The sequence below is a fragment of the Desulforapulum autotrophicum HRM2 genome (genome assembly GCF_000020365.1).
In the GTDB taxonomy this organism is placed as follows: Bacteria; Desulfobacterota; Desulfobacteria; order Desulfobacterales; family Desulfobacteraceae; genus Desulforapulum; species Desulforapulum autotrophicum.
In genome coordinates, this window is the sequence record NC_012108.1 from 3,193,770 (window position 1) to 3,210,052 (window position 16,283).

Here is a 16,283-nt window from a genome sequence, read left to right on the forward strand (position 1 = left end):
GCGGGATAGGTATATGTACATATTCACAGTACAGAATTTATGGAATAAGCCTCTGAAAAGGAATTGAACCTGCGATCAGATACACAGGCACTGACATGTCATCAATTACAAAGGGCCACAACACATATCAGGCAGGCATGAAGGTGCTCTCAAACACCGAGGAAGTGTTCAATCTCATCCTCCACGGCCCTTAATTGCCCCTGGGGGCCCCTTTTAATTGGAGAAGATAAAGATGGTTTATCAAATCAAGTGTGCCTGGTGTGGCAAGAAAATGGGAACCAAGGAAGGTCCTGAAAGTAGTTTCGCATTGAGAATGGAAGCACACGGATTTTCCATTATTAGCCATTCAATCTGTCCTGCCTGTTATCGGGAACATATGGCGACGATACGTTCCAGAAACAAAAAGGATGAAAGCAAAAAAGACAAAGGAAACAAACATCCATAAACCAGAAGGCCAGAGAACTTCAAGAAAAGAATGGAGACCGATATGAACTGGCCAGAAAAAAAGGGTGGACCGGATAAGTCGCAACCCATGCGCTACCCTCTGTCAAGGTGTTCAAGGAAGGTCTGTTCATCCATGATGGTCACGCCAAGGGAACGGGCCTTGACAAGTTTGCTGCCCGAAGCTTCACCGGCAACAAGGATGTCCGTGTTTTTGCTGACGCTTGACACCACCCGGGCGCCTTGCTCTTCAAGCCGTTGTTTGGCTTCGGACCGGGTTAAAGTCCCAAGGGTTCCAGTCAGAACCACCCGTTTTTCACTAAAAAAAGTGGCATTATCCAGGGCAGCGGATTCAACAACGGTGTGGTTTTCAATGACCACACCATTCTCCATCATCCGGGCGATGGTCTCCTGATTGTCTGGATTGGCAAAAAAAGCCACCACCGAGTCTGCGGTCTTGGGTCCGACCCCTTCGATGGCACCCAGGGCTTCTGCACTTGCCTTTAGCAGAGCCTCAAGGGTAAAAAAGGTGCTGCTCAAGAGCTGGGCTGCAGATTCTCCGGTATGGGCCATGCCAAGGGCAAAGAGAAACCGTTTCAAGGGGATGCGTTTTGAGCGTTCAATGGCCTGGACAATGTTTGTGGCCGATTTTTCGCCCATGCGATCCATGGCCGCCAATGTCTCCCGGTCAAGGGTAAACAGATCGGCAAACGACCCCACCAGGGTTCGGTCCACAAGCTGATCAATGAGTTTTGTCCCAAGGCCTTCCATGTCAAATCCTCCCTTAGAGACAAAGTGCTTAAGCCGCTGCTTAAGCTGGGCCTTGCACGAGGCGTTGATGCATTTTACCGCAGCCTCGTTGTCAAGACGACGCACCGGGCTATGGCACACCGGGCAATGGGTCGGCATGACAAACACACGTTCAGATCCGGTCCGAAGTGCGGTCACAGGCTTGACCACCTTGGGAATTACATCCCCTGCCCTTTTCACAAGGACAGTATCATTAATCCGGATATCCTTGTTCTGAATCTCGTCCTGGTTGTGCAGGCTTGCCCTTGCCACCATTACCCCACCGATGTTCACAGGTTCGAGTATGGCGACGGGTGTAAGTGTTCCTGTCCGACCCACCTGGACAATGATATCGTTGATCACCGTGGTTTCTTCCATGGCGGGAAACTTGTATGCAATGGCCCAGCGGGGACTGCGTGCTTTTGTACCAAGGCGTTCTTGAAAGACAATATCATCGACCTTGATGACCATGCCGTCGATCTCATAGTCAAGATCCTGGCGCATGGTTTCAAATGCCTTGAACCGGTCAAGCACCTCGGTAAGGCTGAGACCGGACCGAATCAGCGGATTGATTCGAAATCCAAGGCGTTTTAGACTCTCCAGCAGGGCCGAATGGGAACCTATGTCAAAATTTGCCATCAATTCCTGTGCACGCCCCACGCCGTAGACAAAAATTTCAAGGGGCCTTTTGGCTGTAACCCTGGAATCGAGCTGGCGCAATGAACCTGCCGCGGCATTCCTGGGGTTAGCAAACAGGGGCTCCCCCGTTGCCAGACGCTTTTTGTTGAGACCTTCAAAATCCTTGGAATTGATGATCACCTCTCCCCTCACCTCAAGCACATCTGGAATTGTTCCATTTCCAGCCGGGGCAAGCTTCAACGGGACAGATGGGATTGTCCTTGCATTATCGGTGATCACTTCACCCATGGTGCCGTCCCCCCGGGTCAGGGCAAGGGTAAGGCTACCCTGTTCATACCGAAGCTCAACAGCCACACCGTCAAGTTTGGGCTCCACGGTATAACGGATATCACTGGTGTTTAAGATCTTGGCTGTGCGGTTGTGGAAATCGATCACATCCTGGTCGGAAAAGGCGTTGTCAAGACTCTGCATGGGGATGGCATGTTCGGCCGTTTCAAAAGCCGTCAGCGCCTTTGCCCCTATTCTCCGTGTGGGCGAATCTGGTGTGGAAAGCTCAGGAAACTGGGTTTCAATGGCGATGAGGCGCTGCATCATCCGGTCATACTCACCATCTGAAATAACCGGATCATCCTTTACATGGTAGTTAATGTTGTGCACATGGAGTTGCTCCCGGAGCAGGCGCGCCTCTTTTTTAATCCTGTCAAACGATGATGATGGGTCAATCATAAAGTATCTCTCTTACAAAGGTCATCAGGCTGGAAAAATCATAGCCTGGAAAAATCACAGCCTGAAACGGCCAGGCCCTTACACATCAGGCTCTGGAAAGGTCAGGCAGGCAAAAATCGCGCCTGGAAAGGTCAAGCAGAAGGTCTGCAACCTGTTTTCTTGCGGCTTTAAACGATTTGGATTTAAACCCCGGTTTCCAGGTCATTGTACCCAGTTCATCGGACACAACAAGGATGGCAGCCATTCTCACCTTTCTATATCTGCCAACGGCAAACAGGGCTGAACATTCCATATCAACCCCCGCAGCCCCCCTGTTTCTGAAAAATTCTACCTTTTTGGGGGTCTCCCGGTAAATGCCGTCCGTGGTCCAGAGGGTTCCAGATTTAAAGGCAATCCCCCCGGCACTAAGCTCGTTGCCAAGCCTTGCCCGAAGATCAGAATCGGGCAGAATTCTGGGAAAATCCTCACCCGGTTCCATGTAATTCCTCGAGGTTCCCTCGTCTGCAATGGCCCCGTCCACCAAAACAATGTCACCAATGGCAAGATCCGTTGACAGGGAGCCGCACCAGCCAAAGACCAGCAGGGTGCGGGCACCCTTGGCAATCAGGGCCTCTTCGACCATGGTGGCATAGGGCGCCCCCATGTGGGGGCCGGTAAACGAGGCCCCCTTTTCAGTTTCGGTAAAAACAGAACCCATGAACAAGGGGCTGCAGGTGTTGCCCCTTGCATTTGCCTTGAGATAGTTAAAATCCGGGGCAGTACTCACCATAACGGCCACAGCCCCGGATTCAAAGCCTGGTCTGGCCCCATAGGGCTGGATTATTGCTCTATCATTCAGGTCCGACCACGTCGGAAAGCTCATCCTTTACCTCGTCTATGATATCGTAAATCCACATCACATCTTCGATGCTCAGCCGGCCTGCCTTGGACGGGGCGCGGTCAGTGCCGTCTTTTTTCTTTAATACCCTGGGACCGATCTGAAGCTTTGGCTCACCATCGGCATACTGGTGGATGGATAAAATCAATCCGGTCTCTTCACACTTCCATTCGTTTAATTTTTTGTCCTTTTCAGGATCATAACCTGCCATGATACCTCCTTACATATTTGTTAAATCAATTTATATTTGTGAAAAATCTGCAATATTTCTAAACAGGGCAGCCACAGACGACAGCAGGGCCATGCGGTTGATGCGAAGGGCAACATCATCATCCATGACCATGACATCCTCAAACAACCGATCCACATGGGGGCGAAGGGTTGATATCTCCTTAAGGGCAGCACCATAATCGCCTGCCTTTATGCAGGTGTCAACCCGCTCGGTCACCTCTCCGCACGCCTGGTGAAGGGCTTTTTCCGCATCACAGTTAAAAAGGTTGACGTTTACCCTGGTTTTTGCATCACCACCTGCCTTTTTAAGGATGTTGACCACCCGCTTGAAGGCAGTTGAAAGGGGCTCGAAATCGGGCTCCTGCCTGAGGATATCAAGGGCCTTGATCCTGAGAAAGGCATCGGGCACATTGTAGAACGAAACGGACAGGGCCGCATTGACGGCTTCCCTTGAAAATCCCTGGTCCACAAGCATATTTGTCATCCGGCCCTTGAGAAATTCCAGGATTTGGGTTGAGATCTCGTTCTTTTTATCAGGGTCTGTCTGGTACTGGGCTACCCCCCTTCGAACAAGAGCACGAAGGGAAAAATCAAAACCTGCCTCAAGCATGATCTGGAGAATTCCAATGGACTGACGTCTCAGTGCATAGGGGTCTGAGGCCCCGGTCGGAATAAGATTAGCTGAAAAACAGCCGCAAAGGGTATCGGTCTTGTCGGCAATGGCAAGAATTTTCCCCGTATCGGTCCGGGGCAGATCACCGCCGGAATAGACCGGACGGTAGTGCTCTTCAATGGCCATGGCCACCTCAGGATCCTCTCCGCCCTTTTGTGCATACACCCGTCCAATGATTCCCTGGAGTTTTGTAAACTCGATGACCATCTGGCTCACAAGATCAGCCTTGGACAGTCTTGCAGCCCGCATCAGTTTTTTCTGCAACTCCTGGTCGGCGTTGACCAACCCGGCCAGAAACTCGACCAGAACCACCAACCGGCCCGTCTTTTCGTACATGGAACCCAGGCTTGCCTGGAAGGTGACGGCCTTAAGCTTCTCCACAAAATCGTCCAGGGTAGACTCAAGGTCCACATGGTAAAAGAACTGTGCATCGGCAAGCCGCGCCCGGATCACCTTGCCATGGCCCTTGGCCACAACGTCCATGTCCCGGGCCCGGGTATTGTTGACTGCAATAAAACAGGGCATGAGTTTACCGGCTGTATCGGCCAGGGCAAAGTATTTCTGATGTTCGCGCATGGCCGTGATCAGCACCTCGTCGGGAAGCTCAAGAAAAACCTCGTCAAAATGACCGACCACGGGATAGGGGTATTCAACAAGGTTATTGACAATATCCACAAGCTCTTCATCCTCGATGATGGTGGCGCAGGCCTTGTCAGCTGCCGCCTTGATGCTCTCTTTCAGGATTGTCCTTCGCTCACCTATGTCTGCAACAACACCGGCCTTTCGCAGGGTGTCAAGGTAGGCATCGGCGGATTCCAGTTCAAATCGTTCAGGTGCCATGAACGAATGGCCGAACACAAATGATGCCGAAGCAATGTTGCCGATCTTGAAGTTAAGAACCGTCTTGCCCAGAAGTGCTGTCAGGGAAACAATGGGCCGTGCAAAGGTGACATCAAGATCCCCCCAGTGCATGCTTTTGGGAAAAGGAATGGCCTGTATCAGTTCCGGCAGCACGCCTTCCAGGATGGCTTCAGTTAGCAGGCAGCTTTCCTCAATCACGGCGGAAAGATATGGCCCCTTGCCGTTGTCTGTAATAATAATCTCTTCAGGAACGATCCCGGCCTTTTCGGCAAACTTGACCCCTGCAAGGGTGGGCTTTCCCTCATTGTCAAAGCCAATGCGCTGGGGCGGTCCCATGAGGGTGGTCTTCTGGGGGGCTTGACAGGCCTGGACATCCTCAACCATCAGGGCAAGGCGGCGGGGAGTACCAAATACGGCTGTTTTGCCATGATTGATCCTGGCCCCGGTAAGGGCTGCCGTTACCCGGTCACAAAAAGAGGTAAGGGCCGGGAGAATATATCCAGCTGGAATCTCTTCCGCACCGATTTCAATCAGTAAATTATTCATTTTGACACCTTTCTTTCCTGTTTGACAGGCCTGTTTAAAAGGGGGTGACCCATCTGTTCACGCTGGGCCACATACGCATTTGAGCAGGCCCGGGCGATCTTTCTGATTCTGCCGATATACCCTGTTCGTTCGGTTACGCTGATGGCACCCCTTGCATCAAGGAGGTTGAAGGTGTGGGAACACTTCAAACCAAATTCATAGGCCGGCAGGACCAGTCCCTTTTCAATAATGCGAAGGGCCTCGGACTCGTACTTGTTGAAGAAATCAAACAGCATGTCCGTGTCCGCCACTTCAAAGTTATAGGTGGATTGCTCTACCTCCTGCTGGTGGTAGACATCCCCGTAGGTAATGGTATCGTTCCACTTGAGGTCATACACGGAATCAACCCCCTGGAGATACATGCACAGCCGTTCAAGGCCATAGGTGATCTCAACGGAGACCGGTTTAAGCTCAATGCTGCCCGCCATCTGGAAATAGGTGAACTGAGTCACCTCCATGCCGTCCAGCCAGACCTCCCAACCAAGGCCTGAGGCGCCAAGGGTCGGAGATTCCCAGTCGTCCTCCACAAAGCGGATGTCGTGGTCCAAGGGATCAATACCAAGTTTTTTAAGGCTCTCGATATAGAGGGCCTGGATGTTTGACGGAGACGGCTTAATGATCACCTGATACTGATAATAGTGCTGAAGCCGGTTGGGGTTCTCACCGTAACGACCGTCCGTGGGCCGCCTTGAAGGCTGGACATAGGCCACCTTCCAGGGCTCCGGCCCCAGGGCCTTCAATAAAGTGGTGGGATGAAAAGTTCCGGCACCCACCTCCGTGTCATAGGACTGAATGAGGACACACCCCTTTTCGGCCCAGAAGTTGTTCAAAGTCAAAATAACGTCTTGAAAATTCATTGTTAATCTCTCACTTTTTAGCTGATTATAATTCCAATGGGATCAATCTTTGTCTTTAACAGGCCGGCCTCTGGATCATGCGCCAGGATCGAAAGCCAGTCAGCCTTCAGGTCTGCAATGTGGTTTTTGCCGCCAAGGGCCCAGATGCACCCACCACCACCGGCACCGGTAAACCTTGCGCCGCATGCGTTTGTTTCGGCCCGCTCAAACAGCTTCATGCCGGTGGGATCGAGGACATCCGGCGTCATTTCAAGCCTCAGGCGAGTCTCCTGGTTCATCAACTGACCTGCAAGGGCGTAATCCCCGGCCACAAGGGCTGCGGCAAACGCCTCGGTCAGCCGGGCAATCTGTTTCCAGACCTTGCGATGGCGACCGGCAAGAAAGCCGTCCACCCAGCGGCGGTTAATATCCCTGGACTCGTGGGGATTGCCGCAATAGGCCACCAGCAAATGGGGGTCAAGGGCGCCTTCACCACCCATGGGAACAAGGGCTTTTTTCACAAACAAGGACCCGTCCTGGACAAACCGCCAGGACCACTGGTTCACCCCGCCAAAAGCTGCGGCAAGCTGATCCTGGGACCCGCAGGGAACACCTGCCACACTCGATTCAAGGCAATGGGCCGCCATGGCGATGGAACCCGGATCAATGGAGCGCCCAAGTACCCGGTGAAAGGCGGCGATAATGGCAACAGCTGCGGCGGATGATCCACCAAGGGCACTTCTTGGAGGCGAGGCAGAGTTGATCTGAATGTGAACCCCCTGGGCATTGAAAAAAGCGGCACAGGCAAACATCAGTCCCATGGGATGATTAAACGGTGCTGCATCTGCTTCAAACTCGGCACTGTCAAACCCCCTGGAAGAGATCCGTATGCGTCCCTGTCTCCAGGGGGAAAGGGTAACAGACGTCCTGAGATCAAGGGCCAGGTTCACGGTGGAGGGGTTATACTGATTGAGGGGCAGGTAAAAGGTGGCAAGATCAAGGGTGCCGCCAAAATCAATCCGGCAGGGAACACTCGCCCTTACCTCTTGTTGTTCAAGTTGCTGCTGATAGTTCATCCGGCCTCCCTGATTCTGCGTAAAAAAGTAAGACTGTTGACCTCCCGACCAAGGTGGCAGGGAATAAACGACTCAAGCAGACGCTCACCTTCCCTGACGGCGCAGGGGGAGAACCGAATCCGATCGGCCCGGCGCAGATCCGTGTTGTTGATCCAGGACAGCTGCTTCAAGGTCCCCTTGGTAACAGTAATGCCATGGCGAACCGCCCCCTTTGCACATCGATCACAGACCAGGCATCCCTGGGCAAAATCAAAGATGATTCGATGTTGTGCCATTCCATCCAGGGGGGTTGAACAGGTCCCGCATGAGGTAAGATCTGGACAGAGACCCGACAGGTTCATGAACCGAATCTGGAACAGGAGACTTAAGATCTCCTTGTCCATGGTATCTGCATCAAGGGCCTGGAGCACAAAAAAGAGCAGTTCATAAAGTTCTCCCTGCTTTTTACCCTCCTCAATGGAAGAATTGATCAGTTCAAGCCAGTAGCAGGCGTACCCGGTTTTAACAGTATGGGTTCTTATTTTTGCAAAGGGATAGCTCAGATCTACGGCATTGAGCAGGGGCAGGGCATTTTTCCGCCTGGGCCAGGTACACTCAAGGTTCATAACGGAAAAGGGTTCCAGGGCACCGGCAAACCGTTTAACACTTTTTTTGGCATTCTTGGCAATCACGGAGACCCTGCCCATGGCCGTGGTAAAAAAAGTCACAATCAGATCGTTATCCCCATACTCGATCCGTTTGAGCACAATGCCGTCTGTGGAAAAACCGGACATGGGTTCTAAATCCCGAGCAGCAGGGTTGCAATCATGAAGTAGCAGTACACACTGACGATATCCACGGAAGTGGTGACAAAGGGCCCCGTTGCAACGGCAGGGTCAATGTTTGCCTTTTCAAACAGCATGGGAACCAGGGATCCCACAAGGGCCGCAACCGTCATGGATACGAGCACGGCAAGTCCCACGGCAAAGGCAAGCTCCAGGGAAAGGAGTTCGGTGTGAAATCTGACCTGGGCAACAATACCGATGAACACTCCGTAAACAATCCCAAGGATCAGCCCGATGGTCAGCTCTTTGAATACCACAGACCACAGATCCCGGGTGTTGATCTTGCCCGTTGCAAGTCCTCGAACCACGATGGTCGAGGACTGGGTGCCGATATTACCGCCCATGCCCATGATCACCGGGATAAAGGCGGCAAGATAGGTGAATTTAGCAAGGCTCTCCTGGAATCCGCCAATAATGAAAAAGGCGCCTATGCCTCCAAGAAAACTGGTAAAAAGCCAGGGAAGGCGAATCCTTGTTCCCCTGAGGACCGTCTGGGTCTCGATGTAATCCTCACCCACACCGGCCATCTTGAGAATGTCTCCGGTGGCCTCTTCGCTGATGATGTCAATGACATCATCCACGGTGACAATACCCACGAGCCGGTTGTCGTTGTCCACTACCGGAACGGCAAGATAATCATACCTTGCCACAAGCTTTGCAACATCCTCACTGTCCGTGTAAGTCTTGACCGACACAATATCCTTGGCCATGAACTCCTTCAAAGGCCGATCCGGCTGAACAACCACAAGCTGACGGAGGGAACTGACCCCCACGAGCCTGCCGTACTCATCGATCACATAGACATAAAAGGGCATCTCAACATCGAGGAACTCGTTCTGAAGGGCTGCAATAACATCCTTTGCGCAGGTATCTTCCTTAAGGGCAATAAAATCCGGCATCATGATGCTGCCGGCCGTATCCTCCCCATAGCTCATGAGGTGCTCGACCTCCAGGGAGTCCTCTTTTTTCATCTTCTGGAGAATCTCGTCGGCCATACCCTCGTCAAGCCAGCCTAGAAGTTCAGCTGCATCATCGGCCGGCATCTGTTCAAATACCTGGACCAGGTCATCAATGGCAATCACCTTCACAAAATCAAGAAAGGTGTTCTCTTCAAGTTCCGACAGGAGAACGACCTTTTTATCAATATCCTTGATCATATGAAAAAGGGTGTTCATGCCTGTCGGCGACAACTCTCTGAAAACAATGGAAAGGTCAGCCGCATGGGTCTTTCGGACGATATTTTGCAGGGATTTTGTGGCCCCACGCCTCAAGAGTCGTTTAATGCTCTCCACCAGTATTTCAATACGGTCCCTGGTCATTTTCTTCTCCCCCTTGCGAGCATGAACATCAAAGCATTGTTTTAATGAGGGATTTTTCCCTCAGGGATTCAAGCCATGAGTTGAATTTTTTTTCGACAATACTGTCGTAGAGCTTTTTCTGAATCTCATCCTTTACCTCATCAAGGGCATTGCCCTTGGATTCAACAATCTCGTCAAGGAAAAAGATTTGAAATCCCTGGTCCGTGGGAATCACATTTGTGTATTGGCCCGGTTCAAGTTTGCCGATGGCGACCTTTAACTGATCCGAAAGGGTATCCAGGGCAAAGCTTCCAAGGGCACCACCTTCTGCGGCATTGGGTGCTTTGGAAAGCTCCCCGGCAAGGGCCTTGAAATCCTCACCCGTTTCAAGGCGATTCCAGACGGTCTCAGCGGTACTCTCGTCGGACACAAGGATATTTGAAAGCCGGAACTTCCTGACCCCGGCATACTCTGCCTGATGTTCGGCATAATAGGCGGCAATATCCTTGTCCGTCACGATCACCTTTGACTTGACGCTATAGTTGATCAGTTTGGGCCTCATGATCTCCAGGCGCATCTTTTCCCGGTAATCGGCAAAGGTCATGCCATCCTTTTCAAGGGCAGTTTCAAGGTCTTCCTGGGTCATCAACTGGGCCTGTTTCAGCCTTTCGATGGCAGCGTCAATCTCCTTGTCCGTCACAGTAATATTAAATTTTTTAACCTCCTGATCCGTCAGCTTTCTATCGACCATACGGCTTAACATATCTGTCCTGAGCTTGAACAGAATCTTCTCCTTCTTATCCCCGGTATAACCAGCAGAATCAATTTTATCAATATAAGGCCGAAGGGCCGTGTTCAGCTCGGTAAGGGTGATGATATCCTCGTTGACAATGGCCACAATTCGATCAACAATTTCGGCATATACATTTCCGCACAGGGTAAAAAGAGTAAAGACACCGATTGCCAGTCCAAAATTGATTTTTCTCGTTATCAAAGGTTAGTCCCCTTTATCAGCTTTCATGGTTTTTAAATAACGGTCAATTTTCACCCGGTTAATGGAAACCGGATAAATCTTTTCCAGGTTTTCGATCCAGCCGGGATAAGCGGTTTCAGCCTTTTCCATGCGAATCTTATTTACAAGCTCAGCCTCATCCGGCATCTCTTCAGTGCTGTTTTTCAAATCATTATAACAGGCAATCATCTCCCGGGGCGTTATTTCTATATTCTGTCTTAAATCCTTGTCGATCAAACGATCAAACAGCAGGCTCAGTTTCAGTCTATGACGCCAGAACCTATGGGAGACGGCATTTTCAACGAGCAACTTTTCAAATGAATCCTCTGGATAATCCTGTCTGAACGCCTCCTCGTTTGCCTTTAATTCCTGATCGGTCACATAAATGCCCCTGTCCCGGGCTGCACGCCTGAGCACAAGTTCCTCTGAAAGCTGATCCACAAGCTCAATGACAAGGGTGTTATATTCGTTCGGATTCTTCTGAATGCCATAGGGATAAGCCGCCCGCTTGAGTTCCAGTTCTTCGCTGAATTCCCTGTCCGTGATGACAAGATCCCCGGATTTCAGAAGATAGGTCCCGGTTTTGTCCGGCACATCCTCACCATGCGGACACCAGGGTATCAGACACGACAAAACAACAATCAGGAAAAAAACGACTCTCATTGATCGGCCACGGGTTTACCCCCCTCCTTGCCACAGCTTCAAGACTCTTGCTTTGCATAAATCATGAATTGTTACCACGCAATGCGCCGGTTTTCAAGAAGATTCTGGGGCAAGGTAAGGCCAACACAGATAACAAACAAGGGGTTGGCATGACCGTAAATGCCCCCAAGGGCCTTCACCGGGCCGTCAGAGAAAGGGTCATGGATTCACAAGGGGGGCAATGACCTGAAGGATTTTTTTGGCCTCTCCAAGGGCCCGGGTAACGGGTTTAAACTTCCCGCCGATTGAAAATCGAAGCGTATTTTCGGCTGTAAATTCATGGGCGGCATTGATCATTGAAACACCACCGGCAAGGGCCTGGGGCCGTCGCTGGTGAACGGCTGAAAACACAAGGGTCAAAGAGGTGTTGGTCAGGTCGAGTTTCTTGACACCGGCTTTGACGCACAGCACCCTGAGCATGATCTTCAACAGCATGTTACCCGCCTCTTCCGGAAGCTTACCAAACCGGTCCACAAGCTCCTGCTGCATGGCGGCAACCTCCTTTACCGTGGTCATCTGGGACAGCCGCCGATAGATGGTCAAACGCTGCTCAATGGACTGGACATACTCGTCGGAAATAAAGGTGGACAGGGTCACATTAATCTCAGGCTCCAGGGGATCGGTCAGCGGCTGACCCTTGAGATCGGCCACAGCCTCATCCAGAAGTTTTAAAAACATGTCATATCCCACGGCCGCCACATGGCCGGACTGGGAGCCTCCAAGGGCGGAGCCCGCCCCCCTGATCTGGAGATCCTTCATGGCGATCTGAAAGCCAGACCCAAGGTCCCTGTGCTCCATGAGGGCCGCAAGCCGCTTCTGGGCATCCCGTGTCAGGCGGTGCTCTTCGGGTACAAACAGATAGGCATAGGCCTGTTCCTCTCCCCTGCCGATCCGTCCCCTGAGCTGGTAGATCTGGGCGAGACCAAACATGTCGGCCCGATTAATGATCATGGTGTTGGCCGACGGAATATCAAGCCCTGATTCAACAATGGTGGTGCAGACCAGCATATCGATTTCACGGTTGATAAACTGAAGCATGGCCTTTTCAAGACTGGCCTCATTCAATCGCCCGTGGGCCACAGCGATTCTCACCTCAGGCACAAGTTTCTTGAGATTTTCCGCTGTCTTAAAAATGGTCTTGATGTTGTTGTGAATAAAAAAGATCTGCCCGCCGCGCTCAAGCTCCTTTTGGATGGCACCTGCGGCAATGGCGTCATCATATTCAGAGATGTACGAAACAATGGGCTGCCGGTCAACGGGGGGGGTGGAAATAATGCTGATATCCCGCATGCCCGTCAGGGACATGTGCAGGGTCCTGGGGATGGGGGTTGCCGTCAGGGCAAGCACATCCACGGAGCTACGTCGTTTTTTAAGGGCCTCCTTGTGTTTGACCCCAAACCGCTGCTCTTCATCGATCACAAGCAGTCCAAGGGATTTAAAGGCAATATCTTTTTGCAGCAGCCGATGGGTCCCAATCACAACATCAAGCTTTCCCTGTTCAAGGTCCTTGACAATCTTGGCCTGCTCACCCTTGGTCCTGAACCTTGAAAGGCTCTCAACGGTTATGGGATAGTTGCCAAAGCGTTCCCGGAACGTATGAACATGCTGCTCGGCAAGGATGGTTGTGGGAACGACAATGGCCACCTGCTTTCCATCGGTCACCGCCTTGAACGTGGCACGGATGGCCACCTCGGTCTTCCCATACCCCACATCCCCGCACACCAGGCGGTCCATGGGCCGTTCCGATTCCATATCAACCAGGACATCATCAATGGCCTTGAGCTGGTCCGGAGTTTCCTCAAAGGGAAAGCTTGCCTCAAAATCGTTGAAAAAATGGTCCGGCCGGCTAAAGGCAAATCCCTTAGCCACCCGCCGCTCGGCATAGAGCTTTAACAGCTCGCCCGCCATCTTTTCCACCTCTTTTTTGGCCTTTGCCCTGGATTTCTGCCAGGTCTTTCCGCCGATCTTGTCAAGAATCGGTGAGTAGCCGTCCACGCCGATATACTTTTCAACCATCTCCATGCGATCAACCGGCAGGTAGAGACGGTCGTCATCCCGGAACGAAATGAGAATAAAATCGCCTGAGATCCCCTCTAACTTAAGAGTCACAAGGCCCTCATACCTTCCCAGGCCATGCTCAAGGTGGACCACGATATCACCTTCCTTGAGCTCCTCAGGTGTGATGAACTGGGACTTTGCCCGCTTGGTTCCCCCAGCACTTCTGCGTCTTTTTGCTCCGAAAATTTCCTGGTTTGTAACAAGGGCAATCCCCTGCTCAGGGAAAACAAACCCCCTTGTCAAATTTCCGGAAGCATACCCCGGGATGCAGTAAATACCCGGCTTCTGGTTTTCCACCTCTTCAAACCCCTTTAAAAAGGTGGGCTCGACCCCATAGGGCCTTAAAATGGCGACCAGCCGCTGGGACTGGGTCGTGCTCGAACAGACGGCAACGGCCCTGGAACCATCATTTTTCTTGTCAAGGAACCAGTCGGCCAGGGGTTGAAACAGGGCTTCGGTTTTCCCCTCTCCCTTGAGGGTGGAGGAGAGGAAGGTGTTGTCGGATATGTCAAACGAAAACGCCGCGCTGTCAGTCTCCCGGCGGTCCATGGTCAGACGCTTGAAGCAGACCGGCTTTTTTTCAAACAGCCTTGACTTGACCTGGGACCATTCAATATAAAGGGACTCAGGGGTAACCGACAGCCGATTTTCGGCAAGGGCGCTGGTATAATTCTGTCTGGCCTTTTGTTCAAACGCAGTTGCACCAGCCTCGATGTCCAGGGGATTTTCAAGCAAAAAAAGGGCGTGGTCTGGTACATAGTCCATAAAGCTGTCAAGCTCGGGATAAACAATGGAGAGCATGCCCTCCATGCCGGGAAATCGCCCCTCCTCCCGGATTTTGTCCACATGGCCTCGAATCACGACAGGATCTACCCCGGCATCGGCCCCGGCCTTTCTCAGGCGTCCCAGGATTTCGGGAAGCTCAGCAGGATCAATCACCGCCTCATTGGCGGGAACGATCTCAATCTCCTGGATGTCTTTTATCCCCCTCTGGGTAATGGGAGAAAAAAAACGCAGGGACTCCACATAATCGCCAAAAAGCTCAATACGCACAGGAAAAGTGGCTGAGGGAGAAAAGACATCAAGAATTCCACCCCGAACCGAGTAGTCACCGGGCTCCTCAACAAGGGAGGTTCTAATATACCCTCCGGCATTGAGCCGTGCCACCAGAAGATCCCGATCAATCTCTTCATTGTTGATCACCAGATCTGCTGCATCGGCAAGGCGCTTTCGGGGAATCATCTTAAGGAGCAGGGTATCCACATGGGTCACAATAAGGTGGTGCTCACGCCTTGAAAGCAGTTTGTAAAGGGCTGCAATTCTTTTTGATGCGGTTTCGCTGTGGAACGAGAGGGCCTTGAACGGCAGGATATTATAACCAGGAAAATAGATCACCCGCCGCTTACCCTTGGGCAGATAGAATTCGAGCTCATCCATGAACGCCATGGCTCTTTTTCTATCTGGAAGAACAACGACCAGGGAGCAATCGTTGCTTGCAAACAATTTTGCTGTGATATAAGCTGATCCTGAGCCGTGGACTCCGGTCAGGTCTATGCTTGTATCTCGTTTGGCTATGGTATCAAGTAGTTGTTTTATCATTGGCAGGCAAGTCACTCTTATTCAACAAATTCAAATATTTTTATATGGAGACTAAACAGGTGTCAAGGAGAAAAAGCGATGGATAGGGTAAAGAAGGTGGCGCTGGTGCTTGGCAGCGGATCTTCCAGGGGGTGGGCACATATCGGAGCCATTGAGGCCCTCCTGGAAGAAAAAATACCCATTGATTTCATTGTCGGATGCAGCGTGGGCTCCTATATAGCAGCCATCTATGCCGGCAACGGCCTTCAAAACCTCAAAGAATTTGTCCTGAGCATGGACGGCAAAAAAATGTTCTCGTACTTTGATATTGTGGTTCCCCATTCCGGCCTTTTAAACGGAACCAAAAAGCTCAAAGAACTCTTTTCCATGCACACCAGCGCCACCCTTTTTTCAGACCTTTTCATCCCCGTGATGATGGTTGCAACAGATATTGACACCGGAGACAAGGTGGTATTAAAATCCGGAGAATTAATGGAGGCCCTGCGGGCCACCATGTCCTATCCAGGCCTGTTCGCTCCGGTTCGGATCAAGGACCGATGGCTTGTGGATGGCGGCCTTGTGGATCCTATCCCCGTTGGCATCGCAAGGGCCACTGAAGCCGACATCGTTATTGCCGTCGATCTGAACAGCGGCGTTGTTTCCCACAATAAAAGCCACTGCCCATCCGAACCAGAAAAACAAAAACCCGAGGAACAAAAAAAGGACCTCCCCCAGGCCCCCAGGGGAGAGCTGGCCAGAAAAATCTCGGATTTCTACACAAACGCCGGGACAAGCCTCAAAAAAAAGATGTCCGATTTTCTTGGCACGGATCCCACCATGCCAGACATCATGGAAACCCTGACCAACTCCATTGGCATCATGCAGGACAGAATCACACGGATCAACATTGCCGTGGACCCGCCGGACATACTGATCCAACCCCGTCTGGGGGCAACAAAAATGATGGATTTTGACCATGTGGCCCATGTCATTGAAGAAGGCTACATCAGCGTAAAGGAAAAAATCGAGGATATCAGGGCGCTGCTGTAGGTTTTACTTGATACCGGGAAAGAACCC

The 16,283-nt window shown here is 51.6% G+C and carries 13 protein-coding genes; 2 read left to right on the forward strand and 11 right to left on the reverse strand.

The window, feature by feature from the left end:
* Nucleotides 1-232: 232 nt before the first annotated feature.
* Nucleotides 233-445: a hypothetical protein gene (locus HRM2_RS13900; protein WP_041273275.1), complete on the forward strand. Its 213-nt coding sequence runs from the start codon at nucleotides 233-235 to the stop codon at nucleotides 443-445.
* Nucleotides 446-537: 92 nt separating this feature from the next.
* Here the strand turns inward: HRM2_RS13900 and ligA are convergent, their stop codons facing one another.
* From ligA to mfd, 11 genes are all read right to left on the reverse strand, one after another.
* Nucleotides 538-2,595 (reverse strand): NAD-dependent DNA ligase LigA, encoded by a 2,058-nt coding sequence (gene ligA / locus HRM2_RS13905; RefSeq protein ID WP_015904662.1) that lies wholly within the window; start codon nucleotides 2,593-2,595, stop codon nucleotides 538-540.
* Nucleotides 2,596-2,680: 85 nt separating this feature from the next.
* A complete protein-coding gene (locus HRM2_RS13910; RefSeq protein WP_015904663.1) occupies nucleotides 2,681-3,457 on the reverse strand; it encodes a nucleoside phosphorylase in 777 nt (258 codons plus the stop codon).
* Entirely contained in the window at nucleotides 3,426-3,683 is a 258-nt protein-coding gene (locus HRM2_RS13915) for a hypothetical protein (RefSeq protein WP_015904664.1), read from the reverse strand. Before HRM2_RS13915 ends, HRM2_RS13910 begins: the two co-directional genes overlap by 32 nt.
* 30 nt (nucleotides 3,684-3,713) lie before the next feature.
* Nucleotides 3,714-5,783: a glycine--tRNA ligase subunit beta gene (glyS, locus tag HRM2_RS13920; protein ID WP_015904665.1), complete on the reverse strand. Its 2,070-nt coding sequence runs from the start codon at nucleotides 5,781-5,783 to the stop codon at nucleotides 3,714-3,716.
* Complete coding sequence (glyQ, locus tag HRM2_RS13925) at nucleotides 5,780-6,679, reverse strand: glycine--tRNA ligase subunit alpha (protein WP_015904666.1); 900 nt, start codon at nucleotides 6,677-6,679, stop codon at nucleotides 5,780-5,782. The genes glyS and glyQ overlap by 4 nt, the downstream gene beginning before the upstream one ends.
* 17 nt (nucleotides 6,680-6,696) lie before the next feature.
* Nucleotides 6,697-7,734 (reverse strand): GHMP family kinase ATP-binding protein, encoded by a 1,038-nt coding sequence (locus HRM2_RS13930; RefSeq protein ID WP_015904667.1) that lies wholly within the window; start codon nucleotides 7,732-7,734, stop codon nucleotides 6,697-6,699.
* A complete protein-coding gene (gene recO, locus HRM2_RS13935) occupies nucleotides 7,731-8,507 on the reverse strand; it encodes a DNA repair protein RecO (RefSeq protein ID WP_015904668.1) in 777 nt (258 codons plus the stop codon). The genes HRM2_RS13930 and recO overlap by 4 nt, the downstream gene beginning before the upstream one ends.
* A gap of 5 nt (nucleotides 8,508-8,512) precedes the next feature.
* On the reverse strand, nucleotides 8,513-9,877 hold the full coding sequence (gene mgtE / locus HRM2_RS13940; RefSeq protein ID WP_015904669.1) for a magnesium transporter: 1,365 nt from the start codon (nucleotides 9,875-9,877) through the stop codon (nucleotides 8,513-8,515).
* Between the two features lie 28 nt (nucleotides 9,878-9,905).
* Entirely contained in the window at nucleotides 9,906-10,850 is a 945-nt protein-coding gene (locus HRM2_RS13945) for a peptidyl-prolyl cis-trans isomerase (RefSeq protein ID WP_015904670.1), read from the reverse strand.
* A 3-nt stretch (nucleotides 10,851-10,853) separates the two neighbouring features.
* On the reverse strand, nucleotides 10,854-11,531 hold the full coding sequence (locus tag HRM2_RS13950) for a SurA N-terminal domain-containing protein (protein WP_015904671.1): 678 nt from the start codon (nucleotides 11,529-11,531) through the stop codon (nucleotides 10,854-10,856).
* A gap of 198 nt (nucleotides 11,532-11,729) precedes the next feature.
* Entirely contained in the window at nucleotides 11,730-15,227 is a 3,498-nt protein-coding gene (mfd, locus tag HRM2_RS13960) for a transcription-repair coupling factor (RefSeq protein ID WP_015904673.1), read from the reverse strand.
* Between the two features lie 78 nt (nucleotides 15,228-15,305).
* On the opposite strand from mfd, the gene HRM2_RS13965 reads away from it, so the two are divergent.
* A complete protein-coding gene (locus HRM2_RS13965; RefSeq protein WP_015904674.1) occupies nucleotides 15,306-16,256 on the forward strand; it encodes a patatin-like phospholipase family protein in 951 nt (316 codons plus the stop codon).
* The last annotated feature ends 27 nt before the right edge of the window (nucleotides 16,257-16,283 follow it).

Bases quoted from the DNA above. Each gene is read 5' to 3' on its own strand.
- HRM2_RS13900 (WP_041273275.1), top strand. From the start codon at position 233: ATGGTTTATCAAATCAAGTGTGCCTGGTGTGGCAAGAAAATGGGAACC.
- ligA (WP_015904662.1), bottom strand. From the start codon at position 2,595: ATGATTGACCCATCATCATCGTTTGACAGGATTAAAAAAGAGGCGCGC.
- HRM2_RS13910 (WP_015904663.1), bottom strand. From the start codon at position 3,457: ATGAGCTTTCCGACGTGGTCGGACCTGAATGATAGAGCAATAATCCAG.
- HRM2_RS13915 (WP_015904664.1), bottom strand. From the start codon at position 3,683: ATGGCAGGTTATGATCCTGAAAAGGACAAAAAATTAAACGAATGGAAG.
- glyS (WP_015904665.1), bottom strand. From the start codon at position 5,783: ATGAATAATTTACTGATTGAAATCGGTGCGGAAGAGATTCCAGCTGGA.
- glyQ (WP_015904666.1), bottom strand. From the start codon at position 6,679: ATGAATTTTCAAGACGTTATTTTGACTTTGAACAACTTCTGGGCCGAA.
- HRM2_RS13930 (WP_015904667.1), bottom strand. From the start codon at position 7,734: ATGAACTATCAGCAGCAACTTGAACAACAAGAGGTAAGGGCGAGTGTT.
- recO (WP_015904668.1), bottom strand. From the start codon at position 8,507: ATGTCCGGTTTTTCCACAGACGGCATTGTGCTCAAACGGATCGAGTAT.
- mgtE (WP_015904669.1), bottom strand. From the start codon at position 9,877: ATGACCAGGGACCGTATTGAAATACTGGTGGAGAGCATTAAACGACTC.
- HRM2_RS13950 (WP_015904671.1), bottom strand. From the start codon at position 11,531: ATGAGAGTCGTTTTTTTCCTGATTGTTGTTTTGTCGTGTCTGATACCC.
- mfd (WP_015904673.1), bottom strand. From the start codon at position 15,227: ATGATAAAACAACTACTTGATACCATAGCCAAACGAGATACAAGCATA.
- HRM2_RS13965 (WP_015904674.1), top strand. From the start codon at position 15,306: ATGGATAGGGTAAAGAAGGTGGCGCTGGTGCTTGGCAGCGGATCTTCC.